Raw genomic sequence first — 26594 nt, forward strand, 5'->3', positions numbered from 1 at the left:
TTGCCCACAGGGCCCGCAGGCAGGCTAAAACCTCTGGATTCGTGTGGTCGCCCGGGCAAACGCTGGGTTAGACTCCTTGGCCCTGCCCAACCCGCTCAGTGATGCTTTCCGATGCTCGAACAGTACGTAAAGAAGATCCTCACCTCGCGCGTTTATGACGTTGCCGTGGAAACCCCATTGCAGGCCGCCCGCCAGCTCTCCGAGCGGCTGGGCAACCAGGTCTGGCTCAAGCGCGAAGACTTGCAGCCGGTGTTCTCGTTCAAGATCCGTGGCGCCTACAACAAGCTCACCCAGCTCACCGACGCCGAGCGCGCCCGTGGCGTGGTCACCGCATCGGCGGGCAACCACGCCCAGGGCCTGGCCCTGGCTGCCAAGGTGCTGGGGGTCAAGGCCACCATCGTGATGCCCAAGACCACTCCCGAGATCAAGGTCGAAGGCGTGCGTTCCCGTGGCGGCAAGGTAGTGCTGCATGGCGATACCTTCCCCGAGGCGCTGGCCTATTCGCTGAAGCTGGTGGACGAGAAGGGCTACGTCTACATCCATCCTTATGACGATCCCCACACCATTGCCGGGCAGGGCACGGTGGCGATGGAGATCCTGCGCCAGCATCCCGGCCCGCTGGATGCGATCTTCGTACCGGTCGGTGGCGGCGGCTTGATCGCCGGCATCGCCGCGTACGTGAAGTACCTGCGCCCGGAGATCCGGGTCATCGGTGTCGAGCCGGACGATTCCAACTGCCTGCAAATGGCCATGGCCGCCGGCGAGCGGGTGGTGTTGCCGACCGTGGGCATCTTCGCCGATGGCGTGGCCGTGGCGCAGATCGGCCAGCACACCTTCGATATCTGCAAGGATCACGTCGACGAGGTGATCACCGTCAGCACCGACGAGATCTGTGCGGCAATCAAGGATATCTACGACGATACCCGCTCGATCACCGAGCCTGCCGGTGCACTCGGCGTGGCGGGGATCAAGAAGTACGTCGAGCAGCGCGGCATCACCGGGCAGACCCTGGTGGCCATCGATTCCGGCGCCAACGTCAACTTCGACCGTCTGCGCCACGTGGCCGAGCGCGCCGAGCTGGGTGAGGGTCGCGAAGCCATCATCGCCGTGACCATTCCCGAGCAGCCCGGCAGCTTCAAGGCGTTCTGCGAGGCGGTGGGCAAGCGCCAGATCACCGAATTCAACTACCGCTACAACACCGGCAGCGAGGCGCATATCTTCGTTGGCGTGCAGACCCACCCGGAAAGCGATCCGCGCAGTGCCCTGATCGCCAACCTGAGCGAGCAGGGCTTCCCGGTGATCGACCTGACCGACAACGAGCTGGCCAAGCTGCATATCCGCTACATGGTCGGCGGCCGGGCGGAGAAGGTCAGCGACGAGCTGGTGCTGCGCTTCGAGTTCCCGGAGCGTCCGGGTGCCTTGTTCAACTTCCTCAACAAACTGGGCGGGCGCTGGAACATTTCCATGTTCCACTACCGCAACCACGGCGCGGCAGATGGGCGAGTGGTCGCCGGCCTGCAGGTGCCGGCCGAGGAGCGCCACCTGGTGCCGGCGGCCCTGGAGCAGATCGGTTATCCGTACTGGGACGAAAGCGACAACCCCGCCTACCAGCTGTTCCTCGGCTGAACGGCTACGCTGAGGATCGAGGCCTTAAGGACGCGAGAATATGGAAACGCTGACCACGCTCAAGACACTTCATGTACTGGCCACGGTGCTGCTGCTGGGCAGTGCGCTGGGCCTGGCGATCTGGGTCTGGCGCCTGCGTCGCCAGGGTGACGCGAGCGTCTATAGCCGGGTGCTGCACCGTCCGGGCCTGTTCGGCTGGCTGCTGCTGGCCCTGGGCCTGGTGACCCTGCCGGTCACCGGTTGGTGGCTGGTGCACCTGGTGGGCTGGCCGCTGGGGCAGACCTGGGTCCTGGGCTCCAGTGTGCTCTACACCCTCGGGGCGCTGGCCTGGCTATGGCTGATGGTGCGCCTCAATCGCCTGCGCGTGGCCAAGGCTGCCAGTGGCCTGGCCTTTACCCTGGTCCTGGCGGTCTTCAGTGCCCTGTGCTTCGTCACCATTGCCGGCCTCATGGGGGCCAAGCCGGTCTGACCCGGCTTTAAGGATCGCCATGAAGGTCGTTCTGGTGGGGGCCACGGGGTTCGTCGGCCGCCATCTGCTGGCAGCGTTGCACGCCGCCGGTCATCAATTGATCGCTACCAGTCGCCAGCCACAACCTCGGGGTTTGCCCGGGGTGCAGTGGCTGCAACTGGATCTGGATCGCCTCGGTCGTGAGCCTGGTTCGTTCGAGCTGCCGGCTGATACCGACCTGCTGATCAATGCCGCCGGGTTGCTGAGCAATGATCCCCAGGCCCTGAGCCTGACCCAGGACCTGGGCACGCGGGCGCTGTTCGACCTGGCTGCGGCCCGCGGTGCCCGGGTGCTGCAGATTTCCGCGTTGGGCGCCGGCACCCAGCCCCGGGTGCCATTCCTGGCGAGCAAGGCCATGGCGGACGATTATCTGCTGGGCCTTAATATTCCGGCAGTAGTGCTGCGCCCGTCATTGGTGCTCGGTGCCGGGGGCGCCAGCAGTGGCTGGCTCGCGCGATTGTCGCCCTGGCCGCTGATTCCGCTGCTGTCCTCCCAGGCGCGGATGCAACCCCTGCATGTGGATGACTTGAGCGCCGCGGTGCTGGCGCTGCTGCGGCACTGGCCGCAAGAGTCCATGGTCTTGCCGCTGGTCGGCCCGGAGCGGATGACCATGGGGCAATTGCTCGATCGCCTGCGGGCAGCCCAGGGTTGGGCGCCAGCTCGTTACCTGCAACTGCCGGGACCGCTCCTGGGCCTGGCCGCGCTGCTGGGCGAGCGCCTGGGTTGGCGGGCCTTGAGCCGGCAAAGCTTGAGCATGGCGCGGCAGGACAACCTGGCGGACCCCGAGGTGCTGGCATCGGTCTGTGGGTATCACGCCGCGCCGTTGGCGACGCGTTTGCAGGACTGGCCCCAGGCCGGGCAGACCACCCAGTGGGTGCTGCGGCCGTTGTTGTTGGCAGTGATGGTGTTGATCTGGCTGGGCACGGCGGTGGTGTGCATCGGCCCCGGCTACGCCTGGGGCCTGCGGATCATGGCCGAGGCCGGGGTGCAGGGCGCCTGGGCGGTGCTGGCGGTGATCGGCGGTTCGCTCTGCGACGCGGTGCTGGGCGTCGGCCTGCTGCTGCGACGCTGGCGCCGGCGAGCCTTGCAGGCGCAATTGCTGCTGATGCTCGGCTACACGCTGATCATCAGCCTGATCCTGCCGCATTTCTGGTTTGACCCTTATGCCGCCGTCGCCAAGAACCTGGTGCTGATGGTGGCGACCCTTTGGCTGTTGTGGACCGAACCTCGTCGATGAGCGCTTACCTGCTGCTGAAAACCCTGCATATCCTGTCTTCCACCGTGCTCTTCGGCCTGGGTGCCGGGTCGGCCTACTACGCCTTGCGGGCCTGGCGCAGTGGCCAGGTGCAGGTGATCGCCGTGACCTTCAAGCACCTGGTGTTCGCCGACTGGGCCTTCACCGCGACCACAGCGGTATTCCAGCCGCTGAGCGGGCTGGGTTTGATCCACTTGGCGGGGTGGTCGATCCAGCAGCCCTGGCTGATGTGGAGCCTGGGGCTCTATGTACTGGCGGGGGTGTGCTGGCTGCCGGTGGTCTGGCTGCAGATCCGGGTGCACAAGATGGCTGAACAAGCCTTGCGCGATGGGACGCCGATGCCGATGCGCGCCACTCTCTATATGCGCTGGTGGTTTGCCCTGGGCTGGCCGGCTTTCCTGGCCTTCATGGCGATCTTCTACCTGATGGTGGCCAAGCCGGCCTGAACCCCGTGAGCGCCCCCGGACCGCAGGGCGGCCCGGGGCGCCGCTTCAGTCGCGCAGGCTGATTACCTGCCAGCCGCGTTGCTGGGCTTCGGCGCGCAGGTTGGGGTCAGGGTCGACGGCCACCGGTGTGGTCACCTGTTCCAGCAGCGGCAGGTCGTTCATCGAGTCGCTGTAGAAATAGCTGTCTTGCAGGTCGTGACCGGTTTCCTCCAGCCAGCGCTGCAGGCGGGTCACCTTGCCCTCGCGAAAGCACGGGACGTCGGTGCTGCGGCCGGTGTAGCGACCGTCCTGCATCTCGCACTCGGTGGCGATCAGGGTTTCCACGCCCAGGCGCTCGGCGATCGGGGCGGTGACGAAGCGGTTGGTGGCGGTGATGATCACCAGCTTGTCGCCGGCCTCGCGGTGCCGGGCCAGCAAGGCCAGGGCCTTGGGCAGCAGGATCGGCTCGATGCAGTCGCGCATGTAGTCGCGATGCCATTGGGCGAGCACGTCCATTTCGGTGCGGCCGAGGATTTCCAGGCAGAAATTCAGGTAGGCGGCGTTGTCGAGCTTGCCGGCCAGGTAGTCCTGGTAGAACTCGTCGTTGCGGGTCTTGTAGGCCACCGGATCGAGGTGGCCCTTTTCGCACAGATAGTCGCCCCAGGCGTGATCGCTGTCGCCGCCCAGGAGGGTGTTGTCCAAGTCGAATAAAGCCAGACGCATTGCGGTTACTCACTGAAAAGTCTTGGAAAAGGTCCCCAGAATACGGTCTTTTCACAAGAGTGCACATAAGCTTGGCAGCCTCGTTGCTGCATTCCCAAGCTTTATGGAACAATGCGGCGACATGCGTTTGCGAGGTTGTAGCCGTGATCGACCCCGATGGTTTTCGCCCCAATGTCGGGATCATTCTGACGAATGATGCCGGCCAGGTGCTATGGGCTCGCCGTATCAATCAAGATGCCTGGCAGTTTCCCCAAGGCGGCATCAACCCCGACGAGACGCCGGAAGACGCTCTTTATCGTGAGTTGAACGAAGAAGTGGGCCTTGAGCGCGAAGATGTGCAAATTCTCGCCTGCACCCGCGGCTGGTTGCGCTATCGTTTGCCGCAGCGTTTGGTAAGGACCCACAGCCAACCGCTGTGCATCGGCCAAAAGCAGAAATGGTTTCTCTTGCGCCTGATCTCCAACGAGCAGCGGGTGCGGATGGATTTGACCGGTAAACCGGAATTCGATGGCTGGCGTTGGGTCAGTTATTGGTACCCGTTGGGCCAGGTGGTGACATTCAAGCGCGAAGTGTATCGCCGCGCTCTCAAAGAGCTTGCCCCGCGCCTTCTAGTGCGCGACTGACGACGGAGTTCGACCCCGAGCCATGCTCAATACGCTGCGCAAGATCGTCCAGGAAGTTAACTCCGCCAAGGATCTCAAGACGGCGTTGGGGATCATTGTCTTGCGCGTCAAAGAGGCCATGGGCAGCCAGGTCTGCTCGGTCTACCTGCTGGACCCGGAAACCAACCGTTTCGTGCTGATGGCCACCGAAGGCCTGAACAAACGTTCCATCGGCAAGGTCAGCATGGCTCCCAACGAAGGCCTGGTGGGCCTGGTAGGCACCCGGGAAGAACCCCTCAACCTGGAAAACGCCGCCGATCACCCCCGCTACCGCTACTTCGCCGAGACTGGCGAGGAGCGCTACGCTTCCTTCCTCGGGGCGCCGATCATCCACCACCGGCGGGTGGTCGGGGTCCTGGTCATCCAACAGAAGGAACGTCGCCAGTTCGACGAGGGCGAAGAAGCCTTCCTGGTGACCATGAGCGCCCAGCTGGCCGGGGTTATCGCCCATGCCGAGGCCACCGGCTCGATCCGTGGCCTGGGACGCCAGGGCAAGGGCATCCAGGAAGCCAAGTTCGTCGGTGTGCCGGGTTCCCCGGGGGCCGCGGTGGGCAGTGCGGTGGTGATGTTGCCGCCGGCCGACCTGGACGTGGTGCCGGACAAGCACATCACCGATATCGACGCCGAGCTGACGCTGTTCAAGAGCGCCCTGGAAGGGGTGCGCGCCGACATGCGGGCGCTGTCGGAAAAACTCGCTACCCAGCTGCGCCCCGAAGAGCGGGCGCTGTTCGACGTCTACCTGATGATGCTCGACGACGCTTCCCTGGGCAGCGAGGTCAAGGCGGTGATCCGCACCGGGCAATGGGCCCAGGGCGCACTGCGCCAGGTGGTCAGCGATCACGTCAACCGCTTCGAACTGATGGACGACGCCTACCTGCGTGAGCGCGCATCGGACGTCAAGGACCTGGGCCGGCGGCTCCTGGCCTACCTCCAGGAGGAGCGCCAGCAGACCCTGGTCTACCCCGACAACACCATCCTGGTCAGCGAAGAGCTGACCCCGGCCATGCTCGGCGAAGTGCCCGAGGGCAAGCTGGTGGGCCTGGTCTCGGTGCTGGGGTCGGGCAACTCCCACGTGGCGATCCTGGCCCGGGCCATGGGCATCCCGACGGTGATGGGCCTGGTCGACCTGCCTTATTCCAAGGTCGACGGCATCCAGATGATCGTCGACGGCTACCATGGCGAGGTCTACACCAACCCCAGCGATGTGCTGCGCAAGCAGTTCGCCGATGTGGTGGAAGAGGAACGGCAACTGGCCCAGGGCCTGGATGCGCTGCGCGACCAGCCATGCGTGACCCCCGATGGCCACCGCATGCCGTTGTGGGTCAACACCGGCCTGCTGGCCGACGTGGCCCGGGCGCAGAAGCGTGGCGCCGAGGGCGTGGGCCTGTACCGCACCGAAGTGCCGTTCATGATCAACCAGCGCTTCCCCAGCGAAAAGGAACAGCTGGCGATCTATCGCGAGCAGCTGGCGTCCTTCCATCCGCAACCGGTGACCATGCGCAGCCTGGACATCGGCGGCGATAAATCGCTGTCCTATTTCCCGATCAAGGAAGACAACCCGTTCCTGGGCTGGCGCGGCATCCGCGTGACCCTCGACCATCCGGAGATCTTCCTGGTGCAGGCCCGGGCCATGCTCAAGGCCAGCGAGGGCCTGAACAACCTGCGCATCCTGCTGCCGATGATCTCCGGCATCCACGAGCTGGAAGAGGCCTTGCACCTGATCCACCGGGCCTGGGGCGAGGTGCGCGACGAAGGTACCGACGTGCCGATGCCGCCGGTGGGGGTGATGATCGAAATTCCCGCGGCGGTCTACCAGACCAAGGAGCTGGCGCGCCAGGTGGACTTCCTGTCGGTGGGCTCCAACGACCTGACCCAGTACCTGCTGGCGGTGGACCGCAACAACCCGCGGGTGGCCGACCTCTACGACTACCTGCACCCGGCGGTATTGCAGGCGTTGCAGACCGTGGTCCGCGATGCCCACGCCGAAGGCAAGCCGGTGAGCATCTGTGGCGAAATGGCCGGCGACCCGGCCGCTGCGGTGCTGCTGATGGCCATGGGTTTCGACAGCCTGTCGATGAACGCCACCAACCTGCCGAAGGTGAAGTGGATGCTGCGCCAGATCAGCATGACCAAGGCCAGGGAACTGCTGGATGAGATGATGACCATCGACAACCCGCAAGTTATCCACAGTTCGCTGCAGCTGGCGCTGAAGAAGCTCGGCCTGGCGCGCATGATCAACCCCGCGTCGAACAAGACCCTCTAGTGGGCGCGCCGGTCCCTCGGGACCGGTCGCCGGCCGCGCCTCAAATCTTCAGTTCTATCTCTCCCAGGTGCCCGCCATAGGGGCCGAAACTGCGCTCGACCAGATGCCGGGAACCGTCGGCGTGGACGATCAGCGCAGTACTGGCGCGGGTGCCGTAGCTGGGACTGGCAATGAAGACGCTCGACAGCAGGCTCTCGGTGGCCAGGCCCACGCCGGTGTCCGGCAAGTCGGCGAAAGGCGCGGTCTGCGGATCCCCCAGTAACGCCAGCAGCGCTTGGGGCTGCGGGTCGTGCAGCACTTCCCGGAGCGCCGCCTTGGCCTTGAGCAGCTTGGGCCAGGGGGTGTCGAGGCCGGCATTGGACAGGCCATAGACACCGGCCTCCAGCTGGCGCGGCTCCGCATCCTGGGCGTTGTAGTGCCAGAGCTGCTCTGCGGTGCCCAGCAACAGGTTGAAACCAGCGTACTCCAGGGAGCGGCCCACTACGTCACGCAGGTATTCGTCCAGGTCGATGGTGCCGGCCAGGAAGCGCGCCACCAGTTCCCCGCGGGAGCGACGTGCCGGAGGCTGGTGCGGGTTGCGGATATTGGTCAGGGCGGCGAAGCGCCCGTCGGCGCCGACCCCGAGCCAGGTGCCGCCGGCTTCAAGATCGCGCCCGGCGTGGATCTGCGGTAATTCCGGCCATTGCGCCAGGGGCAGGCTGGGCCGGGCATAGAACTCGTCGCGGTTGGCCGCGACGATCAGTGGCTGGGCATGACCCGGCCGCCAGGCAAAGACAATCAAGCACATGAAGGTGGCCCCCTGTGTGTTTCTGCCCACTTTACGCACAGATCCGGCGGGTATCCATCGTCAGCTGGTGGAGTCCCGGGCCGTGCATCCGTTACCATGCCGGACTCATTTTTGGATGCTCCCATGGAATTTCTGCTCTATCTGCTCTTGGGCGCCTGTGCGGGCGTGCTGGCCGGGCTGTTCGGCGTCGGCGGCGGAATCATCATCGTTCCGGTGCTGGTGTTCAGCTTCACCCTGCAAGGTTTCGACGCCTCGGTGCTGACCCACCTGGCGGTGGGCACCTCCCTGGCCAGCATCATCTTCACCTCCATCAACTCGGTCCGCGAACACCATCGCCGGGGCGCTGTGCGCTGGCCGATATTCGCCTGGATGACCCTGGGCATCCTCATGGGCGCCGGTTTCGGAGCGCTGACGGCGGAAGCGATTTCCGGCCCGCACCTGCAGAAGATCATCGGTGTGTTCGCCTTGGTGATCGCCATGCAAATGGCCCTGGAGCTCAAGCCCAAGGCCAGTCGCGAGGTTCCCGGCAAGTTCGGCCTGACCGCCGCCGGTGGCGTGATCGGCTGGGCCTCGGCGATCTTCGGCATCGGTGGCGGCTCGCTGACGGTGCCGTTTCTCACTTGGCGCAGCGTGCCGATGCAGCAGGCGGTGGCCACATCCTCGGCCTGCGGTTTGCCCATCGCCCTGGCCAGTGCATTAAGTTTCATGATTCTGGGCTGGCATGATCCCCTGTTGCCGGCTCATAGTCTGGGTTTCGTCTACCTGCCTGCGTTGCTGGGCATCGCCCTGACCAGCATGGTGTTCGCCCGTATCGGCGCGCGCCTGGCTCACAAATTGTCACCGCGACTGTTGAAGCGGATGTTCGCCGCGCTGCTGTTTTGCGTCGGGGTCAGCTTCCTGTTCTGAGTCGTGACGCAATCCTGGCTTAATCCTGGCGTGACAGTTTCGCCCGGGAACCGAAGTCCCAACCCTTACGAGGAGTCGTAATGCTGCCTTACCCGCAGATTGATCCGGTGGCCGTGGCCATCGGTCCGCTGAAAATCCACTGGTACGGCCTGATGTACCTGATCGGCATCGGCGGTGCCTGGTTGCTGGCATCGCGCCGGCTGAACCGCTTCGATCCGACCTGGACCAAGGAAAAGCTCTCGGACCTGGTGTTCTGGCTGTCCATGGGCGTGATCGTCGGCGGGCGCCTGGGCTACGTGCTGTTCTACGACCTCGGCGCCTACTTGGCCAACCCGACCCTGATCTTCGAGGTGTGGAAGGGCGGCATGTCGTTCCACGGCGGTTTCATCGGGGTGATGCTGGCGGCCTGGTGGTTCGGCAAGCGCAACAACAAGACCTTCTTCGAACTGATGGACTTCGTCGCACCCATGGTGCCGATCGGCCTGGGCGCCGGGCGCATCGGTAACTTCATCAACGCCGAGCTGTGGGGCAAGGCCACCGACCTGCCCTGGGCCATGGTGTTCCCGCCCTTCAGCGACCCGGCCCAGTTGCCGCGCCATCCGTCGCAGCTGTACCAGTTCGCCCTGGAAGGCGTGGCACTGTTCCTGGTCCTCTGGCTGTTCTCGCGCAAGCCGCGCCCGACCATGGCGGTCTCCGGGATGTTCGCGCTGTTCTACGGGATCTTCCGGTTCATCGTCGAATTCGTGCGGGTGCCGGATGCCCAGCTGGGCTACCTGGCATGGAACTGGCTGACCATGGGTCAGATTCTGTGCGTGCCGATGATCCTCGGTGGCCTCGGACTGATCTGGCTGGCTTATCATCGCGCTCCGGCCAAGAGCGCCGCGCAATAAATTCGAATCCCGGGACGCAGGTCCCGGGTTCAAGGATGCAGGTAACTCATGAAGCAATATCTTGATCTGGTGGCCCACGTCATCAACAACGGCACCAAGCAGGCCAACCGCACGGGTGTGAACACCATCAGCTTCCCCGGGGCGATGCTGCGCTACGACCTCAAGGAAGGCTTCCCGGCCATCACCACGCGCAAGATGGCGTTCAAGTCGGCCATCGGCGAAATGGTCGGCTTCCTGCGCGGTGTGAACAACGCCGCCGAGTTCCGTGCCCTGGGCTGCAAGGTCTGGGACCAGAACGCCAACGAAAACGCCCAGTGGCTGGCCAACCCGTTCCGCCAGGGCGAGGACGACCTGGGCGAGATCTACGGCGTGCAGTGGCGCAAGTGGCCGGCCTACAAGCAGATCAAGGTCGCCAACCAGGCTGCCATCGAGTTGGCGCTGAGCCAGGGCTACCGGCAGATCGCCGCGGGAGAGGAAGAGGGCGAGGCCTACGTGGTGCTGTACAAGGCCATCGACCAGGTGCGCCAGTGCGTCGACACCATCATCAACGACCCGGGCAGCCGGCGGATCCTGTTCCATGGCTGGAACTGCGCGCAACTGGATGAAATGGCCCTGCCGCCATGCCACCTGCTGTACCAGTTCCATCCGAATGTCGAGACCCGGGAAATTTCCCTGACCCTCTACATCCGCTCCAACGACCTGGGCCTGGGTACGCCGTTCAACCTCACCGAGGGCGCGGCGCTGCTGAGCCTGATCGGCCGCCTGACTGGCTATACCCCACGTTGGTTCACCTATTTCATCGGAGATGCCCACGTCTACGAAAACCACCTGGACATGCTCAACGAACAGCTCAAGCGCAAGCCGTTCCCGATGCCCAGGCTGGTGATCTCCGACCGGGTGCCGGAGTTCGCCAAGACTGGCGTGTACCAGCCGGAGTGGCTGGAGCTGATCGAGCCGAGCGACTTCTCCCTGGAAGGCTACGAACACCATGCGCCGATGACCGCGCCCATGGCGGTCTGATCGTCCCCCGCGTCACCTGGGGCCGTGCACTGGATATCGCCCGGCCCTGTCGCTTTTCCCTGTTGTCTTCATCGAGCCTGCCCGGAATTTGCTCCGGGCATCGCCGTGCCTGGTGGGCGACCATGCTCCTGGAACCGGCGCTCTCTTTGCCTTCTGAACGCGAGCCACCGAATGGAAGAACTCAACCGCAGCCTGTTCCTGGTCATCAATGCCAGTGCCGAAGCATCGCTACCCATGCGCGACCTGGCGCTGTTCATGGCGCAATGGCTGGTCCTGGCCGTGCCATTGCTGCTGTTGCTGTTCTGGGTTTTCGGCGACCGGCGCCAACGGATGATCGTCCTGCTGGCGACCCTGAGCATTGTTCTGGCCTTGGCCAGCAACCTGGTGATCCGCGGCCTGTGGTTCCACCCGCGGCCGTTCATGCTGGAGCTGGGGCAGAACTTCCTGGCCCATGCCCCCGGCGCGTCCTTCCCCAGCGATCACGCCAGCGGCATGTTCGCCATGGGCTTCGCGCTGCTGCTGGCGTCCCTGCGCAAGACCGGCCTGGTGATGCTGGCCCTGGCGGTGCTGGTGGGCTGGGCAAGGATCTACCTCGGAGTGCACTTCCCGCTGGATATCCTCGGTGGTTGCCTGGTGGGGCTGGGGAGTGCCTGGCTGGTGCGCCGGTACAGCATGTGGCGACAGCTGGACCAGCGCCTGCTGGCGCTGCTGGAAGGGATCTACCTGCGCATGCTGCCGCGGCGCCACGGCTCCTGAGAGCCGCGCGCCTGGCGGGCAGGCTCAATGACCGTGGCTGCGGCCAACGTGGGATGGCTCGGTTTCGCTGGGAACCACCGAGCCACTGACCTCCAGGCGCTGGAGGATGCCGCAAGGCTCAAGGTCCGGCTCCTCGCCGCAGCGCTGGCGCAGGTCCACCAGTTGTTCCTGCAGGGCCAGCAGGCCATCGATCCGCGCCTTGACGTGGTGGATGTGCTCATCGATCAGGGCGTTGACGCTGGCGCACTGGTCCTGGGGGCTGTCCCGCAGGTTCAGCAGGCTGCGGATCTCCTCGAGGGTCATGTCCAGGCTGCGGCAGTTGCGGATGAAGGTCAGCCGCTCGCCATGGGCCTGGGTGTAGAGGCGGTAGTTGCCCTCACTGCGGGCCGGTTCCGGTAGCAGGCCCTCGCGCTCGTAGTAACGGATGGTCTCGACCTGGCAGTCGGTGAGTTTCGCCAATTCGCCAATCTTCATCGCCGTCGTCTCCCATTGGGTGCTTGACCCTATAGTGGCTACAGGGTGTTCACTTGGCAACAAGCACCTTTTCATATGGAAGCGACCCGATGAGCGATTCTCTCCATAACCCACGCAAGCCCGACGCCCAGCAAGCCCATGCTGGCCACGATCACGATCACGATCACGATCACGATCACGATCACAGCCATGCCCATGCCGCTGTGGGCAAGCTGCAACCGCTCAAGTCCCACGATCACGCCAGTCATGGCGGTTCCTGCTGTGGTTCTGCGGCGGCCGCGCCATCCCGGGTGGTCCTGGGCGAGGCGTCGGGCGCCGGTGCGCGTTCGAGCAGCTTTCGCATCGAGGCCATGGATTGCCCCACCGAACAGACCCTGATCCAGAACAAGCTGGGCAAGCTGGCCGGGATCCAGGCCCTGGAGTTCAACCTGATCAACCGGGTACTGGGCGTGACCCACGACCTGCCGAACACTGCGCCGATCGTCGAGGCCATCAAGTCCCTCGGCATGCATGCCGAACCCCTGGAGGCAGGGAGCGATAGCCAGCCTGCCAGTGCGCAGCCGGTGAAGAAACCCTGGTGGCCCCTGGCGCTGTCCGGCGTCGGGGCGCTGGCTGCCGAAGTCATTCACTTCACCAGTGCCGGGCCGGATTGGCTGGTGGCGCTGGTGGCCCTGGTCTCGATCCTCAGCGGCGGGCTGGGCACCTACAAGAAGGGCTGGATCGCCCTGAAGAACCGCAACCTCAACATCAATGCGCTGATGAGCATCGCCGTGACCGGCGCGGTGCTGATCGGCCAGTGGCCAGAGGCGGCCATGGTGATGTTCCTGTTCACCGTGGCCGAGTTGATCGAGGCTCGCTCCCTGGACCGCGCGCGCAATGCCATCAGTGGCCTGATGCAGATGACTCCGGAGCAGGTCACGGTGCAGCAGAACGATGGCAGCTGGCGTGAACAAGAGGCGAAAAGCGTCGAACTGGGGGCACTGGTACGGGTGCGCCCGGGTGAGCGCATCGGCCTGGACGGCGAGGTGACCAGTGGCAGCTCCACCATCGACCAGGCACCGATCACCGGTGAAAGCCTGCCTGTGGAAAAGACCGTGGGCGACAAGGTGTTCGCCGGCACCATCAACCAGGCCGGCGCCCTGGAATACCGGGTCACCGCTGCGGCCAACAACTCGACCCTGGCGCGGATCATCCACGCCGTGGAACAGGCCCAGGGTGCGCGGGCACCGACCCAGCGCTTCGTCGACAGTTTCTCGAAGATCTATACCCCGGCGGTGTTCGCTTTCGCCCTGGCGGTGGCGCTGATTCCCCCGCTGCTCATGGGCGGCCAGTGGTTCGACTGGATCTACCGCGCCCTGGTGCTGCTGGTGGTGGCCTGCCCATGCGCCCTGGTGATCTCGACCCCGGTGAGCATCGTCAGCGGCCTGGCTGCTGCAGCGCGCAAGGGCATCCTGGTCAAGGGCGGGGTCTATCTGGAAGGTGGCTACAAGCTGGATTACCTGGCCTTGGACAAGACCGGCACCATCACCCACGGCAAACCGGTGCAGACCGACTTCCTGCCCCTGGACCCGCTGGCCAACGACAGCGCCCCGGCCCTGGCCGCCAGCCTGGCTGGCCGTTCCGATCACCCGGTGTCCCTGGCCATCGCCCAGGCGGCTGTGGATAAACAGCTGGCCATGCACCCTGTGGATAACTTCGCGGCCCTGGCCGGCCGTGGCGTGCGCGGTGAAATCGACGGCCAGTTGTACCACTTGGGCAACCACCGCCTGGTGGAGGAGCTGGGCCTGTGCTCGCCAGCCTTGGAAGAAAAGCTCTTCGCCCTGGAGAAGCAAGGCAAGACCGTGGTCCTGCTGCTGGACAGCAAGGGCCCGCTGGCGCTGTTCGCGGTGGCCGATACGGTCAAGGAGTCCAGTCGCGAGGCGATCCAGCAGTTGCACGAGCTGGGCATCAAGACCCTGATGCTCACCGGCGACAACCCCCACACCGCCAAGGCCATCGCCGCCCAGGTGGGTATCGACCAGGCCCGGGGCGACCTGTTGCCCACCGACAAGCTGCAAGCCATCGAGGACCTGTATGCCCAGGGGCACCGGGTGGGGATGGTGGGCGACGGCATCAACGATGCCCCGGCCCTGGCCCGGGCGGAGATCGGCTTCGCCATGGCGGCCGCCGGCACCGATACCGCCATCGAGACTGCGGATGTTGCGCTGATGGACGACGATCTGCGCAAGATCCCGGCTTTCATCCGCCTGTCGCGCCAGACCTCGGCAGTGCTCAAGCAAAATATCGCCCTGGCCCTGGTCATCAAGGCGATCTTTCTTGGGGTAACCTTTGCCGGATTGGCCACCATGTGGATGGCCGTGTTCGCCGACATGGGAGTCAGCCTGTTGGTGGTGTTCAACGGCCTGCGCCTGCTGCGCAAATAGGACGCCGTAGCTGCAAGCAACTGAGGGGGAATCAGAGTGATGAACTCACGCGCACCGGCTTCAGCTTGCGGCTTGCCGCTGAAAGCTTGCAGCTGCGGTAAGCCGTCATGCTGAGTGCCGAGCTGAAGGCCTTCTACATGGTCGCCCGCCTGGGCAGCATCACCCAGGCGGCGAAGAAGCTGGGCCTCAGCCAGCCTACGGTGACCACTCAGATCCGCAACCTGGAAAGCCAGTACTCGGTGGAGCTGTTCTACCGTGGTGGCCGGCGCCTGAGCCTGAGCGACGAGGGCGCGCGCCTGTTGCCGATGGTCAAGGAGCTGTTGCAGAAGGAGGCCGATATCGAGTTCTTCCTGCGTAACAGCGGGCAGGTCCAGGGCACGTTGCGCATTGCCGCCACGGCGCCGTACTACATCCTCGACCTGGTGAAGACCTTCCGCCAGCACCTGCCCCAAGTGGAGGTGGCGGTGGAAATCGGCAACTCCCAGCAGGTGCTGGAGGCCCTGGAGGAATACCGCGTCGACGTGGCTGCATCCTCGCAATTGCTGGAGGACTCGCGGCTGGTGCGCCGGGTGCTGGGCAGCGATCCGCTGGTGCTGGCGGTGCATCGCAACCATCCGTTGGCGGCCCTGGAGCATGTGCCGCTCAGCGCCCTGGCCGGCCATACCCTGCTGATGCGCGAGCCGGGTTCCACCACCCGCAGCCTCACTGAAGAGCTGCTCAAGAGCGCCAACGTCGGGTTTGGCCCGCTGCTGGAGATCGGCAGCCGTGAATCGATCCGCGAGGCGGTGCTGCGCAATATCGGCATCAGCATCATCGCCCGCCAGGAAGTGCCCCACGACCCGCAGCTCAAGGTGCTGACCATCGAGCATGCGCCGCAGATCGCCGAATACCTGTACTGCCTCAAGGAGCGCAAGAATGCCCGCCTGCCGGCAGCCTTCCTCGGCCTGGCCCAGGAAATGGCCGGCTGTTGAAATCACCATCCTGGCGTGGGAGCCAGGTTCTTGCCCGATGTGGGATTGGCCCACTCTTGCTCCCTGCCCATGGAGCAACCCAAATCTGCCAATACCTCTATCGGCAACTTTTACCTGATTGCCATAAGACCTACGCATTCGTTCCCTAGGATGGCCTGCATCTGCCAGATGAGGTCCGTCCATGAACAACTCCCCCGCAACCGCCCTGAGCAACCCTGGCGCGCCGATGAAGGTGCGTGGCATCCAGAAGCGCTTCGGTGCCTTCACTGCCCTGGATAACGTGTCCCTGGACGTGGCTGCCGGCGAGCTGGTGTGCCTGCTGGGGCCGTCGGGCTGCGGCAAGACCACCTTGTTGCGTTGCATCGCCGGCCTGGAGCGCCAGGATGCGGGCGAGTTGTACCTGGGCCAGCGTGACGTCTCGAACCTGGCGCCGCAGGCCCGGGACTACGGCATCCTGTTCCAGTCCTATGCGCTGTTCCCCAACCTCACGGTGGAGGCCAACATCGCCTATGGCCTGGCCGGCAGTGGCCGTGACGAAGCCCGCAAGCGCGTGGCGCAGATGCTCGAACTGGTGGGCCTTGCCGGCAGCGAGAAGAAATACCCCGGCCAGTTGTCCGGCGGCCAGCAGCAGCGCGTGGCCCTGGCTCGGGCCCTGGCCCCTTCGCCGTCGCTGTTGTTGCTGGACGAGCCGATGTCGGCCCTCGACGCTCGCGTGCGCGAGCACCTGTGCACCGAACTGCGCCAGCTGCAGCGGCGCTTGGGCATCACCACCCTGATGGTGACCCACAACCAGGACGAGGCCATGTTGATGGCCGACCGCATCGCCGTGATGAACAACGGCAAGGTCGAGCAGTACGCCACGCCCCAGGAAATCTACGACCGTCCGGCCACGCCGTTCGTCGCCGAGTTCGTCGGCCAGGGCAACTGGCTGCCCTTCAACCGCAGCAGCGACAGCCATGCCCAGGTGGGCGGGATGAACCTGCGCCTGGCCGACGACTCGGCCAAGGCCGCCTCGGGGCGCCTGTTCTGCCGTCCAGAGGCCATCAGCGTGAACCCGCCGGTGCATGAGGAAAACCTGTTCCCGGCCAAGGTCCGCGAGATCACCTTCCTGGGCAACCGCTGCCGCATGAGTTTCGAACTCAACCAGTTGCCGGGGCATCCGCTGCTGGCGGAGCTGGCACCGGAGGCCATGCCGCGCCTGGGAGCCCAGGACATCTGGGTGGCCCTGCCACCGCGCAGCCTGCAGGTGTTTGCCTGAGATGGCCGTCGAAATGTCCCTGCCGTTACCCGCCAAACGGGCGCGCCAGGTTTCCCATGCCGAGATCGGCGATCGAGTGTTCGTCATCGGCGGCAAGGTTTTGCTGCTGGTGTTGCTGGGGGTAGCGGTGCTGCTGCCGCTGCTGGCGATCTTCTGGCGCGGTTTCAGTGCCGAGGCCGGGCAGGGCGGTGGCTGGCTGGCCGCCCGCGAACTGGTGACCAGCACCAACTTCCACTGGCTGCTGGGCAACAGCCTGAAAGTCTCCCTGAGCGTGGCCGCCATCGTCGTGCCCCTGGCCTACCTGTTCGCCTACGCCCTGCAACGTACCTTGATCCCCGGCAAGGGCATCTGGCGCGGCCTGTCGCTGCTGCCCTTGATGGCGCCGTCGATGCTGCCGGGCATCGCCCTGGTCTACCTGTTCGGCAACCAGGGCCTGCTGCGCGGGCTGTTCGCCGACAACATCTATGGCTTCTGGGGCATCGTCCTGGGCGAGGTGATCTACACCTTTCCCCATGCCCTGATGATCCTGCTGTCGGCGCTGTCCCTGGCCGATGCGCGGCTGTTCGATGCCGCCTCGAGCATGGGCGCGAGCCCGGCCAAGGCGTTTCGCAGCATCACCTGGCCGGCCACCCGGCAAGCGGTATTCGCCGCGTTCTGCCTGGTGTTCACCCTGACCATCACTGATTTCGGGGTGCCGGTAGTAGTGGGCGGCGACTACCAGGTGCTGGCCCTGGAGGCCTACAAGGCCGTGGTGGGGCAGCAACAGTTCGGCCGTGGTGCGCTGATCGGCATGGTGCTGCTGGTACCGGCCCTGTTGAGCTTCGGCGTCGATGCCTGGTTGCGCCGGCGCCATGGCGATTCCATGAGCGGCCGGGCCCAGGTGTTCAAGCCGGCGCCCTCGCGGCTGCGTGATGGCTGCTACCTGGCCATCGTGCTGCTGATCTGCGCGGCGCTGCTGCTGGTGTTCGGCATGGCGGTGTACTCATCGCTGGTGAAGTTCTGGCCCTACAACCTGTCCCTGTCGCTGAACCACTACCAGTTCGACGAAACCGCCGGCGGTGGCTGGCTGGCCTATCGCAACAGCCTGACCATGGCCCTGTGCACGGCGCTGATCGGCAGCGTGGTGATCTTCACCGGCGCCTACCTGATGGAGAAGACCAGCGGCCAGCGCGGCTTGAACCTGGCCCTGCGCATGCTCAGCTTCGTGCCCATGGCAGTGCCCGGGCTGGTGCTGGGCCTGGGCTATGTCTTCTTCTTCAATCTCAACGGCAACCCGCTGCATGTGTTCTACGGCAGCATGGCGCTGCTGGTGGTGTGCACCATCGCCCACTACCTGACCACCGCGCAGATGACCGCCACCACCGCCCTGCGCCAGCTGGACGCGGAGTTCGAAGCGGCGGCACTGTCGCTCAAGGCACCGCTGTACCGCCATTACCTGCGGGTCACGGTGCCGATCTGCCTGCCGGCGCTGCTGGACATCGTGCGCTACCTGTTCGTTTCGGCCATGACCACGGTTTCGGCGGCGATCTTCCTCTACAGCCCCGACACCATCCTGGCCGCCGTGGCCGTGCTGAACATGGACGACGCCGGCAACGTCGGCGGCGCCGCGGCGATGTCGACCCTGATCCTGTTCACCTCGATCGGCGTGTCGCTGCTCCTGGCCGCTGCTTCGCGCGGCCTGCTGCGTCGCTCCCAGGCCTGGCGCCAGACCGCGCCCGGCCACTGAATTCACCCAACCACCCACGATCCGTACTCACCAAGGAACCGCACCATGTTCAAGCCTCTGGCTCTTGCCGCTTCTGTCCTCTGCGCTGTCAGCCTGAACGCCTTTGCTGCGAAGACCGAGCTGACGGTCTACACCGCCCTCGAAGCCGAGCAACTGAAGTCCTACAAGCAGGCCTTCGAGCAGGCCAACCCGGATATCGAGATCAAGTGGGTACGTGATTCCACCGGGATCATCACCGCCAAGCTGCTGGCCGAGAAGGATCGCCCGCAGGCCGATGCGGTCTGGGGCCTGGCGGCTTCCAGCCTGGCGATCCTCGACCAGCAAGGCATGCTGCAGAACTATGCGCCCAAGGACCTGGGCAAGATCGGCGGCAACTACCGCGACGCCGCCAACCCGCCGGCCTGGGTCGGCATGGACGTGTGGGCCGCCACCATCTGCTTCAACACCGTGGAAGCCCAGAAGCAGGGGCTGAGCAAGCCGGTGAGCTGGCAAGACCTGACCAAGCCCGAGTACAAGGGCAAGATCGTCATGCCTAACCCGGCCTCCTCGGGCACCGGTTTCCTCGATGTCAGCGCCTGGCTGCAGACCTTCGGCGAGAAGCAGGGCTGGAAGTACATGGACGACTTGCACCAGAACATCGGCCAGTACGTCCATTCCGGCTCCAAGCCGTGCAAGCTGGCCGCCGCCGGCGAGTTCCCCATCGGCATTTCCTTCGAATACCCGGCCGTGCAGCTCAAGCGCAAGGGCGCGCCGCTGGACATCGTACTGCCCAAGGAAGGCCTGGGCTGGGAAATCGAGGCGACGGCGGTGATCAAGGGCACCGCCCACGAGGACGCGGCCAAGAAGCTCGCCGACTTCTCCGCCAGCCCGGCAGCCATGGAGCTGTACAAGGAAAACTTCGCCGTGCTGGCCCAGCCGGGGATCGCCAAGCCACAGACCGAACTGCCGGCGGACTACGAGCAACGCCTGATCAAGAACGACTTCGCCTGGGCTTCGAAGAACCGCGACGAGATCCTCGCCGAGTGGCGCAAGCGCTACGACGGCAAGTCGGAGAAGGTCGCCGCGCAATAACGCCAGGTACTTGCCATGGCGGGGGGCCTGCTCCCTCGCCATAACCAACGAGACATGAACATGACCAACCACAGCGATCTGCTGATCGTCGGCGCCGGCATCCTGGGCCTGTCCCACGCCTATGCGGCGGCCAAGCGCGGTTTGCGGGTGCGAGTATTCGAGCGCAGCGCGACGCCCCAGGGGGCGTCGGTGCGCAACTTCGGCCAGGCCCTGGTGACCGGCCAGCCGCCGGGCACCATGCTCGAGCTGGCCAGGGCCAGCCGGGAGATCTGGGCCGACTGGCAGCAACTGGCCGGGCTGCAGCTCAAGCGCAATGGTTCTTACCTGTTCGCCCGCACGGAGGCCGAGGAGCAACTGCTGGAGGCCTTCTGCGCCGGGCGTGCGCGGGAGCATGGCTATCGGGTCGAGCTGTTGCAGGGGGCGGCGCTCAACGATCTGTACGGCGGCCAGTTCCGTCATCACCGCGCGGCCCTGCATGGCCTGGACGACCAGCAGCTGTATTCGCGCGAAGCGCTGCCCCTGTTGATCGACTACTTGCGCCGGGACCTGGGCGTGCAGTTCCACTTTTCGACCCTGGTGCGCGATATCGAGCCAGGCCTGCTGCGCAGCACCGCCGGGACCTTCCAGGCACCGCGCATCCTGCTGTGCTCGGGGCACGACTACCAGACCCTGCTGGCCGAGCAGATCGCCGCCCTGCAGCCGCAGATCTGCCGCCTGCAAATGTTGCGCGCCCGGCCCCAGCTCAACCTGAACCTGCAGCATGCCCTGCTCACCGGCCTGAGTTGCGTGCACTACGGCGCCTTCGCCGACCTGCCCGAGGCGGAGGCGGTACAGGCGCAGATCCTGCGCGAGGCTGCGCATCTGCATGAGCACGGTATCCACCTGCTGATCAGCCCGACGCCTTATGGCGAGCTGATCATCGGCGATTCCCATGACTACGGCAGCGATCCGTCGCCTTTCAACAGCGAACAGGTGGACAGCTGGCTGCTGGAGCTGGCCGAGCAGACCCTGGGCTGCAAGGTCCAGGTGGTGGAGCGTTGGCAGGGTGTCTATGGCGCCCGTGGACCGGGGCCGTTTTCGTTCCTGCAAGCGATGCCCGGGGTGCATGCGGCGTTGATGCACACTGGCGTCGGCATGAGCGTCGGCCCGGCGCTGGCCGAGCGCAACATCGCCCAGTTGCTGGAGGAAGCCTGATGGACCGCGAGCGGGCGATCGCCGAGGTTTTCGGCCTGTACGAGCGTTTTGGCGACCATGATTACATCGGCGAGCCGATCTCGCAGATCGAGCATATGTCCCAGGCCGCGCAGCTGGCCCTGGCCGAAGGGCATGACGATGGAGTGGTTCTGGCGGCGTTCTTCCACGATATCGGGCATATCTGCCAGCAGGATGCCGAGAACATGGGTGGTTTTGGCGTGGTCAGCCATGAGCGGCTGGGGGCCGACTACCTGCGCCGGGCCGGTTTCAGCGAGCGTATGGCGAAGCTGGTGGAGTACCACGTGCAGGCCAAGCGCTACCTGACCTTCAAGGAGCCGGGGTATTTCCAGCGCCTGAGCGAGGCCAGTCGCCGCACCCTGGAGTACCAGGGCGGGGTGATGACGGCCGAGGAAGCCGCGGCATTCGAGCAGGACCCGCTGTGTGCGCTGAGCCTGCGCCTGCGCCAGTGGGACGAGCAGGCCAAGCAGGAGTGGGTGCCGGTGATGGACCTGCAGATCCTCAAGGACAAGGCCGCGGCCCTGCTGCAACCCCTGTAGCCGCTGTCGAGCCTGCGACAAGGCCGCAGGCCTGCAGCGATCCTGCGGCTACCGGGGCCCAGCGGGCCATGCGCAACCTGCGGCAGCGGTTACACGCAGGATTACAGGTCCTGGGCCAGGATTTCGATCTGCTCCTGGCGTTCGGCCTGCTCCTGGCGTTTGCCGGGGTTGAGGGACGACCACTGCGGGTGGGCCCGGGCTTTGTCCAGGGCTTGCGGCAGCTTGCCCTCGCGCCAGCTTTTATCCTCGGGGGTGGCCAGCTGGATGCTCTCCAGCGCTGCGTGCCCGCGCAGGTCCAGGGCCTGCACCAGCTGCTTCTGACGCAGGGCCAGCAGGCGCAGCACGCTATCGTCCACGGTCAGCTCACGCTGGCCCTTGAGCTTGCCCAACAGGCGGTTGCCATAGCTGCGGGCGGTCTGCAGGGCGCCACCGGCGATGGCCCCGGCGATGGCCGCCGCGCCCAGGGTCAGGCCACCCACCAGCAGGTCCACCCCGGCCCCGGCCGCCGCGCCAGCGGCGATCCCGCCCCCGACCCGGACACCCAGCTGCTTGAGGGTTTCAGGGTTGAACAGATCATCGCCCCAGCGCCCGTCCAGCAATGGCAGGTCGCTGGCGCAGGCATCCTGGGGCCGGAAGGCGTACAGCTTGAGCAAGGCCTCGACGCAGCGTTGCTCGCGCTGGCGTACGTCCTGGCGCAGGCTGGCGATGGCCTGGCGCTCCTGCTCGGCGTCGCTGGCCACGCCGCGCCGGCAAGCCGCGCAATCCACCAGCAACTCGGCGATCAGTCGGGCCGCGCTGTGGCGGCGTGCCAGGCGCTGGGCTTGCTGGTCGTCGGTCAAGCGCTGCAGCGCCGGGCGGGCCTGTTCGAGCAGCAGCCCGAGGCTTTCGTACAAGCGCCGTTCGCCGTCTTCCGGCGGGGCCACGCTGTCGAACCGCACCAGGGCGTGCAGCCCCAGGCGGGCCAGGGCTTCGCGCCAGTCAGCTTCGCGCTGGGTGGCGCTGCTGACGAAGTTCAGCACCGGCAACAGCGGTTTGCCGCAGCCGGCCAGCACTTCCAGTTCGTCGCGATACTTGGCCAGGACCGGTTCCCGGGCATCGATCACATAGAGCCCGGCATCCGAGGCCAGCAGCTGGCGCAGGACCTTGGCTTCCTGCTCGAAGCGCTGGCGCGCCTCGCTGCCATCGAGAAAGCGGGCCAGGCGCGCCGGGCCATCCAGGCGCTCGCCGGGACGCTCCAGGCGTTCCAGGTAGTCCAGCAGGGCGATGGCGTCTTCCAGGCCCGGGGTGTCATAGAGTTCCAGCAGCGGCTGGCCATCCACCGACAGCCGCGCGCCTTCCACGTGGCGGGTGGTGCTGGGGCGATGGGATACCTCGCCAAACTCCACATCCCGGGTCAGGGTGCGCAGCAGCGAGGTCTTGCCGACGTTGGTGTGGCCGACCACCGCCAGCGTCAGCGGCCGGGTGCGGGTATCAGTCATGGCCGGTCTCCAGCCAGTTGAAGGGCGCGCAGTCGGCGAACGGCAGTTGCAGTCGCTCCAGGGCAGCATGCCAGTCGCCCAGGCGCTCGGCGTCCAGGGCCTGGCCGGCGGGGGCCTGCAGCAACCAGATGCGGGTGGCGCCGGCATTGCGGGCCAGTTCGGCGATCAACCCCAGGCTACCGCGGTCGGGCGAGCGCCGAGGGTCGCAGGCGATCAGCAGGCGGGCCGGGGGGAAGCGGCTCATCTGCTCCAGCAGGCGGTGGCGCGATTCGCGGTTGTCGAGGATCCCGGCGTCCTTGATCGATTCGGGCAACTGCGGCGGCCAGGTGCGTTGGTCGTCCAATTCGATGGCCACCAGCAAGGCGCCGCTGCTGTCCAGGCTGCTGCTGCCGCCGGCGATCCGATGCAGGTGTTCTGGCGCCAGGTCGTTGACCCCCAGGCGTTCGCTGCTGGGCATCAGGCGCTCGCGCAGCTGGGCGTAGCCGGGCAGCTTGAAGTCCAGTTGCAGGCGGGCCCGGCCGTGGACCCAGCGCCAGCGGCAAAGCAGCATCAGCACCAGGCGCGGCAGCACGCCGTAGATCACCAGCGACGCCACCAGCCACACCGCCCAGGACTGGCGCACCAGCTCGGTGTTGTAGACGTCCCGGGTACTGGCCTGGATCATTTCCACGGTCGGTACGCCGAAGCCCAGGGCCCGCGGGCCGGCACTCAGGAAGTTGGTGATCGAGACGAAGGCGTCGGACCCCAGCAGGGTGCTCTCCCAGACGAAGTCGTAGCGATGGGTGATCAGTTGCGCCAGCAGCATGCTCATGGCGCTGAGCAGGGCCAGCAGCCACAGGCCGTGGACCAGGGTGCCCAGGGCCCAGCGGTTGAGCTTGTGGCGTTGCAGCAAGAGCAGCAGCGCCGGCGGCAACTGGGCGGCCTTGGCATCGCGCGAGCACTTTTCACTGAGCCACAGCCACAGGCGGCCCAGCCCGGAGTCATGGCCGCCGAACAGCAGCAGCCCGGCCAGCCAGCCCAGCAGCAGGAGCAGGTTGATCCCCAGCAGGCTGCCCAGGGCCCAGAACACATTCACCGGCTCGCGGGTGTCGCCCAGGGCGCTGAAAGCCAGGCCGGCCCCGCTGAGGACCGCCAGCACCGCCAGGACCAGGAAGGCCAGGCGTGCCCCTTGCCACCAGTGCAGCAGCGCGCTGTCCAAGCCGTCGCGCCGGGCCAGCCACAGGGCCCGGGCCTGGATCCGGCTGGCCAGGTCGCCACCCTGTTGCCGGGCCACGCGGTTGGCTTCCTGGTCATCCAGGGGGCCGGCGTGTTCCTCGCGCAGGCGCACGGTTTCGGTCAGCCACAGTCGTTGCAGGGGAGTCATTGCAGTCACGCGTCATTCCATCGCTCAAGAGTGCGCTGAGCATAACTGCTGCAGCGTTGGTCGGGTTAGATAGCCGGGATTCGCCGTGGGGCGGCAACAGATCCCCGGCCCTCTGGTATGCTCGCCGGCATGAAAAAATCACTCCCCCTGAGCCTGATCGCGGCACTCGCTGAAAACCGCGTGATCGGCATCGACAACAGCATGCCCTGGCACCTGCCGGGGGATTTCAAGTACTTCAAGGCCACGACCCTGGGCAAGCCGATCATCATGGGGCGCAAGACCTGGGACTCCCTTGGCCGGCCGTTGCCCGGGCGGTTGAACATCGTGGTCAGTCGTCAGACCGATCTGGCGCTCGAAGGTGCCGAGGTGTACCCGTCGCTGGAAGCCGCGGTGGCGCGCGCCGAGCAATGGGCCCTGGAACAGGGTGCGAGCGAGTTGATGCTGATTGGTGGCGCGCAGCTCTATACCCAGGGCCTGGAACAGGCGGATCGCCTGTACCTGACGCGGGTGGCCTTGAACCCGGAAGGGGATGCGTGGTTCCCAGAGTTCGATGAGCAGCGCTGGAAGCTGGTGTCCGATCAGCCCAACCCGGCGCAAGGCGACAAGCCGGCCTACAGCTTCGAAGTCTGGGAACGAGCCTGAGTTGTAGCCGCTGCCGAGCCTGCGAGGCTGCGTAAAGGTCCGCAGGACCTTCAGCGTTCCGATGCCCCGTGGCCCTGCGGGCCATGCGCAGCCTGCGGCAGCGGCTACCCTGAACCCTGGCTCAGGCGTGGGCCAGGTCTTCGTGCTCGTCGGCGTCCAGCAGGGCCTTGTCGGTCTGTCCCATCGCCTGGCTGGTGATGGCGCCGGCGGTCATCGAACCGCTGACGTTCAGCGCGGTGCGTCCCATGTCGATCAGTGGCTCCACCGAGATCAGCAGGGCCACCAGGGACACCGGCAGGCCCATGGCCGGCAGCACGATCAGCGCGGCGAAGGTAGCGCCGCCGCCGACTCCGGCCACACCGGCCGAACTCAAGGTCACGATGGCCACCAGGGTGGCGATCCACAGCGGGTCCAGCGGGTTGATGCCTACGGTCGGGGCGACCATCACCGCCAGCATGGCCGGGTACAGGCCGGCGCAGCCGTTCTGGCCGATGGTGGCGCCGAACGAGGCGGCGAAGCTGGCGATGGACTGCGGGATGCCCAGGCGCCGGGTCTGCGCCTCGATGCTCAGGGGAATGCTCGCGGCGCTGGAGCGGCTGGTGAAGGCGAAGGTCAGCACCGGCCAGACCTTGCGGAAGAAGCGCAGCGGGTTGATCCCGGCCAGGGCGACCAGCAGGCCGTGGACCACGAACATCAGGCCCAGGCCGATATACGACACCACCACGAAGCTGCCCAGCTTGATGATGTCCTGCAGGTTGGAGCCCGCCACCACCTTGGTCATCAAGGCCAGCACGCCGTAGGGCGTGAGCTTCATCACCAGGCGCACCAGGCGCATCACCCAGGCTTGCAGGGTGTCGATGGCATTGAGCACCTTCTGGCCTTTATCGGCGTCGTCCTTGAACAGTTGCAGCGCCGCCACGCCCAGGAACGCGGCGAAGATCACCACGCTGATGATCGAGGTCGGCTTGGCCCGGGCCAGGTCGGCGAAGGGGTTCTGCGGGATGAACGACAGCAGCAATTGCGGCACGTTGAGGTCGGCGACCTTGCCGGCGTAGTCGCTCTGGATCACTTGCAGGCGAGCCAGTTCCTGGGTGCCGGCCACCAGCCCTTCGGCGCTCAGGCCGAACAGGTTGGTCAGGCCGATGCCGATCAGGGCCGCGATGGCCGTGGTGAACAGCAAGGTGCCGATGGTCAGGAAGCTGATCTTGCCCAGGGACGAGGCATTGTGCAGGCGGGCCACGGCGCTGAGGATCGAGGCGAACACCAGCGGGATCACGATCATTTGCAGCAGTTGCACATAACCGTTGCCCACCAGGTCGAACCAGCCGATGGAGGCCTTGAGGACCGGGTTGCCGGCACCGTAGATGCTGTGCAGGGCGATACCGAACACCACGCCCAGCACCAGTGCCAGCAGGACCTTCTTGGCCAGGCTCCAGGTGGTGTGGCGGGTTTGTGCCAGGCCCAGCAGCAGGGCCAGGAACACCAGCAGGTTGAGGATCAGCGGCAGATTCATTGGGGCTCCGGTAAACGTGTGCCAATCGCGGCTCGGGGCGATTGCGAACCGGCAAGCCTAACAGCTTGAAATCTATTGAATTAATAACGATATCGCATGGCAA

The 26594-nt window shown here is 65.8% G+C and carries 24 protein-coding genes; 18 read left to right on the plus strand and 6 right to left on the minus strand.

Translation table 11 applies throughout. From position 1 onward, the window contains the following. Positions 1-111: 111 nt before the first annotated feature. From ilvA to CAG11_RS02375, 4 genes are read left to right on the plus strand one after another with little or no spacing between them, the layout of a single operon-like run. Complete coding sequence (gene ilvA / locus CAG11_RS02360; RefSeq protein WP_085594388.1) at positions 112-1626, plus strand: threonine ammonia-lyase, biosynthetic; 1515 nt, start codon at positions 112-114, stop codon at positions 1624-1626. Between the two features lie 40 nt (positions 1627-1666). Then, complete coding sequence (locus CAG11_RS02365) at positions 1667-2095, plus strand: DUF2269 family protein (protein ID WP_085594390.1); 429 nt, start codon at positions 1667-1669, stop codon at positions 2093-2095. A gap of 19 nt (positions 2096-2114) precedes the next feature. Beyond that, positions 2115-3371 carry an SDR family oxidoreductase gene (locus CAG11_RS02370; RefSeq protein WP_085594392.1) on the plus strand — a complete coding sequence of 419 codons (1257 nt, stop codon included), beginning with the start codon at positions 2115-2117 and terminating at the stop codon, positions 3369-3371. After that, positions 3368-3835, plus strand: coding sequence for a DUF2269 domain-containing protein (locus tag CAG11_RS02375; RefSeq protein WP_085594394.1), 468 nt, complete (start codon positions 3368-3370; stop codon positions 3833-3835). Before CAG11_RS02370 ends, CAG11_RS02375 begins: the two co-directional genes overlap by 4 nt. Before the next feature lie 45 nt (positions 3836-3880). On the opposite strand, the gene CAG11_RS02380 is transcribed toward CAG11_RS02375, so the two are convergent. Further along, positions 3881-4537, minus strand: coding sequence for an HAD family phosphatase (locus tag CAG11_RS02380; RefSeq protein ID WP_022641680.1), 657 nt, complete (start codon positions 4535-4537; stop codon positions 3881-3883). A 143-nt stretch (positions 4538-4680) separates the two neighbouring features. Between CAG11_RS02380 and CAG11_RS02385 the strand changes: the two genes are divergently transcribed. Together CAG11_RS02385 and ptsP are read left to right on the plus strand one after the other, a co-directional pair. Beyond that, positions 4681-5160, plus strand: a complete 480-nt coding sequence (locus tag CAG11_RS02385) for an RNA pyrophosphohydrolase (RefSeq protein WP_011064073.1) — start codon at positions 4681-4683, stop codon at positions 5158-5160. 22 nt (positions 5161-5182) lie between these two features. Next, the gene (ptsP, locus tag CAG11_RS02390) at positions 5183-7462 is read left to right on the plus strand and encodes a phosphoenolpyruvate--protein phosphotransferase (RefSeq protein WP_022641678.1); all 2280 of its coding nucleotides are present in this window, start codon (positions 5183-5185) and stop codon (positions 7460-7462) included. A 40-nt stretch (positions 7463-7502) separates the two neighbouring features. Here the strand turns inward: ptsP and CAG11_RS02395 are convergent, their stop codons facing one another. Next, positions 7503-8249 (minus strand): NRDE family protein, encoded by a 747-nt coding sequence (locus CAG11_RS02395; RefSeq protein ID WP_053133860.1) that lies wholly within the window; start codon positions 8247-8249, stop codon positions 7503-7505. 123 nt (positions 8250-8372) lie between these two features. On the opposite strand from CAG11_RS02395, the gene CAG11_RS02400 reads away from it, so the two are divergent. The 4 genes from CAG11_RS02400 to CAG11_RS02415 all read left to right on the plus strand — a co-directional run bounded on the left by CAG11_RS02400 (position 8373) and on the right by CAG11_RS02415 (position 11821). Next, positions 8373-9155 (plus strand): sulfite exporter TauE/SafE family protein, encoded by a 783-nt coding sequence (locus CAG11_RS02400; protein WP_022641676.1) that lies wholly within the window; start codon positions 8373-8375, stop codon positions 9153-9155. A gap of 80 nt (positions 9156-9235) precedes the next feature. After that, positions 9236-10045 carry a prolipoprotein diacylglyceryl transferase gene (gene lgt / locus CAG11_RS02405; protein ID WP_085594396.1) on the plus strand — a complete coding sequence of 270 codons (810 nt, stop codon included), beginning with the start codon at positions 9236-9238 and terminating at the stop codon, positions 10043-10045. Positions 10046-10093: 48 nt separating this feature from the next. Further along, complete coding sequence (locus CAG11_RS02410) at positions 10094-11065, plus strand: thymidylate synthase (RefSeq protein WP_085594398.1); 972 nt, start codon at positions 10094-10096, stop codon at positions 11063-11065. A gap of 171 nt (positions 11066-11236) precedes the next feature. Continuing rightward, on the plus strand, positions 11237-11821 hold the full coding sequence (locus CAG11_RS02415) for an undecaprenyl-diphosphatase (RefSeq protein WP_085594400.1): 585 nt from the start codon (positions 11237-11239) through the stop codon (positions 11819-11821). Positions 11822-11845: 24 nt separating this feature from the next. Here CAG11_RS02415 and cadR read toward each other — a convergent pair whose 3' ends face one another. Next, positions 11846-12295 (minus strand): Cd(II)/Pb(II)-responsive transcriptional regulator, encoded by a 450-nt coding sequence (gene cadR / locus CAG11_RS02420; RefSeq protein WP_053133863.1) that lies wholly within the window; start codon positions 12293-12295, stop codon positions 11846-11848. A gap of 89 nt (positions 12296-12384) precedes the next feature. Between cadR and CAG11_RS02425 the strand changes: the two genes are divergently transcribed. The 7 genes from CAG11_RS02425 to CAG11_RS02455 all read left to right on the plus strand — a co-directional run bounded on the left by CAG11_RS02425 (position 12385) and on the right by CAG11_RS02455 (position 21495). Then, positions 12385-14718 (plus strand): heavy metal translocating P-type ATPase, encoded by a 2334-nt coding sequence (locus tag CAG11_RS02425; RefSeq protein ID WP_085594402.1) that lies wholly within the window; start codon positions 12385-12387, stop codon positions 14716-14718. A 107-nt stretch (positions 14719-14825) separates the two neighbouring features. Further along, positions 14826-15689, plus strand: a complete 864-nt coding sequence (locus tag CAG11_RS02430; RefSeq protein ID WP_022641670.1) for a LysR family transcriptional regulator — start codon at positions 14826-14828, stop codon at positions 15687-15689. A gap of 181 nt (positions 15690-15870) precedes the next feature. Continuing rightward, positions 15871-16947: a putative 2-aminoethylphosphonate ABC transporter ATP-binding protein gene (locus CAG11_RS02435; RefSeq protein ID WP_085594404.1), complete on the plus strand. Its 1077-nt coding sequence runs from the start codon at positions 15871-15873 to the stop codon at positions 16945-16947. 1 nt (position 16948) lies between these two features. Next, entirely contained in the window at positions 16949-18673 is a 1725-nt protein-coding gene (locus CAG11_RS02440) for a putative 2-aminoethylphosphonate ABC transporter permease subunit (protein WP_085594407.1), read from the plus strand. A gap of 45 nt (positions 18674-18718) precedes the next feature. Further along, a complete protein-coding gene (locus tag CAG11_RS02445; RefSeq protein ID WP_022641667.1) occupies positions 18719-19744 on the plus strand; it encodes a putative 2-aminoethylphosphonate ABC transporter substrate-binding protein in 1026 nt (341 codons plus the stop codon). Positions 19745-19804: 60 nt separating this feature from the next. Next, a complete protein-coding gene (locus tag CAG11_RS02450; protein WP_085594409.1) occupies positions 19805-20938 on the plus strand; it encodes a TIGR03364 family FAD-dependent oxidoreductase in 1134 nt (377 codons plus the stop codon). After that, positions 20938-21495 (plus strand): phosphonate degradation HD-domain oxygenase, encoded by a 558-nt coding sequence (locus CAG11_RS02455; protein ID WP_085594411.1) that lies wholly within the window; start codon positions 20938-20940, stop codon positions 21493-21495. The genes CAG11_RS02450 and CAG11_RS02455 overlap by 1 nt, the downstream gene beginning before the upstream one ends. Positions 21496-21596: 101 nt before the next feature. Here CAG11_RS02455 and CAG11_RS02460 read toward each other — a convergent pair whose 3' ends face one another. Both CAG11_RS02460 and CAG11_RS02465 read right to left on the minus strand, forming a co-directional pair. Beyond that, positions 21597-22973, minus strand: coding sequence for a GTPase/DUF3482 domain-containing protein (locus CAG11_RS02460; protein ID WP_085594413.1), 1377 nt, complete (start codon positions 22971-22973; stop codon positions 21597-21599). Then, positions 22966-24345: a DUF2868 domain-containing protein gene (locus tag CAG11_RS02465; RefSeq protein WP_085594415.1), complete on the minus strand. Its 1380-nt coding sequence runs from the start codon at positions 24343-24345 to the stop codon at positions 22966-22968. Before CAG11_RS02465 ends, CAG11_RS02460 begins: the two co-directional genes overlap by 8 nt. 120 nt (positions 24346-24465) lie before the next feature. Between CAG11_RS02465 and CAG11_RS02470 the strand changes: the two genes are divergently transcribed. Beyond that, a complete protein-coding gene (locus tag CAG11_RS02470) occupies positions 24466-24978 on the plus strand; it encodes a dihydrofolate reductase (RefSeq protein ID WP_085594619.1) in 513 nt (170 codons plus the stop codon). Positions 24979-25099: 121 nt separating this feature from the next. Here the strand turns inward: CAG11_RS02470 and CAG11_RS02475 are convergent, their stop codons facing one another. Then, entirely contained in the window at positions 25100-26491 is a 1392-nt protein-coding gene (locus CAG11_RS02475) for an L-cystine transporter (RefSeq protein ID WP_022641662.1), read from the minus strand. Positions 26492-26594: the final 103 nt, after the last annotated feature.

Origin of the sequence: Pseudomonas sp. B6(2017) (genome assembly GCF_002112765.1) — a bacterium.
Lineage (GTDB): Bacteria > Pseudomonadota > Gammaproteobacteria > Pseudomonadales > Pseudomonadaceae > Aquipseudomonas > Aquipseudomonas piscis.

Bases quoted from the DNA above. Each gene is read 5' to 3' on its own strand.
- ilvA (WP_085594388.1), top strand. From the start codon at position 112: ATGCTCGAACAGTACGTAAAGAAGATCCTCACCTCGCGCGTTTATGAC.
- CAG11_RS02365 (WP_085594390.1), top strand. From the start codon at position 1,667: ATGGAAACGCTGACCACGCTCAAGACACTTCATGTACTGGCCACGGTG.
- CAG11_RS02370 (WP_085594392.1), top strand. From the start codon at position 2,115: ATGAAGGTCGTTCTGGTGGGGGCCACGGGGTTCGTCGGCCGCCATCTG.
- CAG11_RS02375 (WP_085594394.1), top strand. From the start codon at position 3,368: ATGAGCGCTTACCTGCTGCTGAAAACCCTGCATATCCTGTCTTCCACC.
- CAG11_RS02380 (WP_022641680.1), bottom strand. From the start codon at position 4,537: ATGCGTCTGGCTTTATTCGACTTGGACAACACCCTCCTGGGCGGCGAC.
- ptsP (WP_022641678.1), top strand. From the start codon at position 5,183: ATGCTCAATACGCTGCGCAAGATCGTCCAGGAAGTTAACTCCGCCAAG.
- CAG11_RS02395 (WP_053133860.1), bottom strand. From the start codon at position 8,249: ATGTGCTTGATTGTCTTTGCCTGGCGGCCGGGTCATGCCCAGCCACTG.
- CAG11_RS02400 (WP_022641676.1), top strand. From the start codon at position 8,373: ATGGAATTTCTGCTCTATCTGCTCTTGGGCGCCTGTGCGGGCGTGCTG.
- lgt (WP_085594396.1), top strand. From the start codon at position 9,236: ATGCTGCCTTACCCGCAGATTGATCCGGTGGCCGTGGCCATCGGTCCG.
- CAG11_RS02410 (WP_085594398.1), top strand. From the start codon at position 10,094: ATGAAGCAATATCTTGATCTGGTGGCCCACGTCATCAACAACGGCACC.
- CAG11_RS02415 (WP_085594400.1), top strand. From the start codon at position 11,237: ATGGAAGAACTCAACCGCAGCCTGTTCCTGGTCATCAATGCCAGTGCC.
- cadR (WP_053133863.1), bottom strand. From the start codon at position 12,295: ATGAAGATTGGCGAATTGGCGAAACTCACCGACTGCCAGGTCGAGACC.
- CAG11_RS02425 (WP_085594402.1), top strand. From the start codon at position 12,385: ATGAGCGATTCTCTCCATAACCCACGCAAGCCCGACGCCCAGCAAGCC.
- CAG11_RS02430 (WP_022641670.1), top strand. From the start codon at position 14,826: ATGCTGAGTGCCGAGCTGAAGGCCTTCTACATGGTCGCCCGCCTGGGC.
- CAG11_RS02435 (WP_085594404.1), top strand. From the start codon at position 15,871: ATGAACAACTCCCCCGCAACCGCCCTGAGCAACCCTGGCGCGCCGATG.
- CAG11_RS02440 (WP_085594407.1), top strand. From the start codon at position 16,949: ATGGCCGTCGAAATGTCCCTGCCGTTACCCGCCAAACGGGCGCGCCAG.
- CAG11_RS02445 (WP_022641667.1), top strand. From the start codon at position 18,719: ATGTTCAAGCCTCTGGCTCTTGCCGCTTCTGTCCTCTGCGCTGTCAGC.
- CAG11_RS02450 (WP_085594409.1), top strand. From the start codon at position 19,805: ATGACCAACCACAGCGATCTGCTGATCGTCGGCGCCGGCATCCTGGGC.
- CAG11_RS02455 (WP_085594411.1), top strand. From the start codon at position 20,938: ATGGACCGCGAGCGGGCGATCGCCGAGGTTTTCGGCCTGTACGAGCGT.
- CAG11_RS02460 (WP_085594413.1), bottom strand. From the start codon at position 22,973: ATGACTGATACCCGCACCCGGCCGCTGACGCTGGCGGTGGTCGGCCAC.
- CAG11_RS02470 (WP_085594619.1), top strand. From the start codon at position 24,466: ATGAAAAAATCACTCCCCCTGAGCCTGATCGCGGCACTCGCTGAAAAC.
- CAG11_RS02475 (WP_022641662.1), bottom strand. From the start codon at position 26,491: ATGAATCTGCCGCTGATCCTCAACCTGCTGGTGTTCCTGGCCCTGCTG.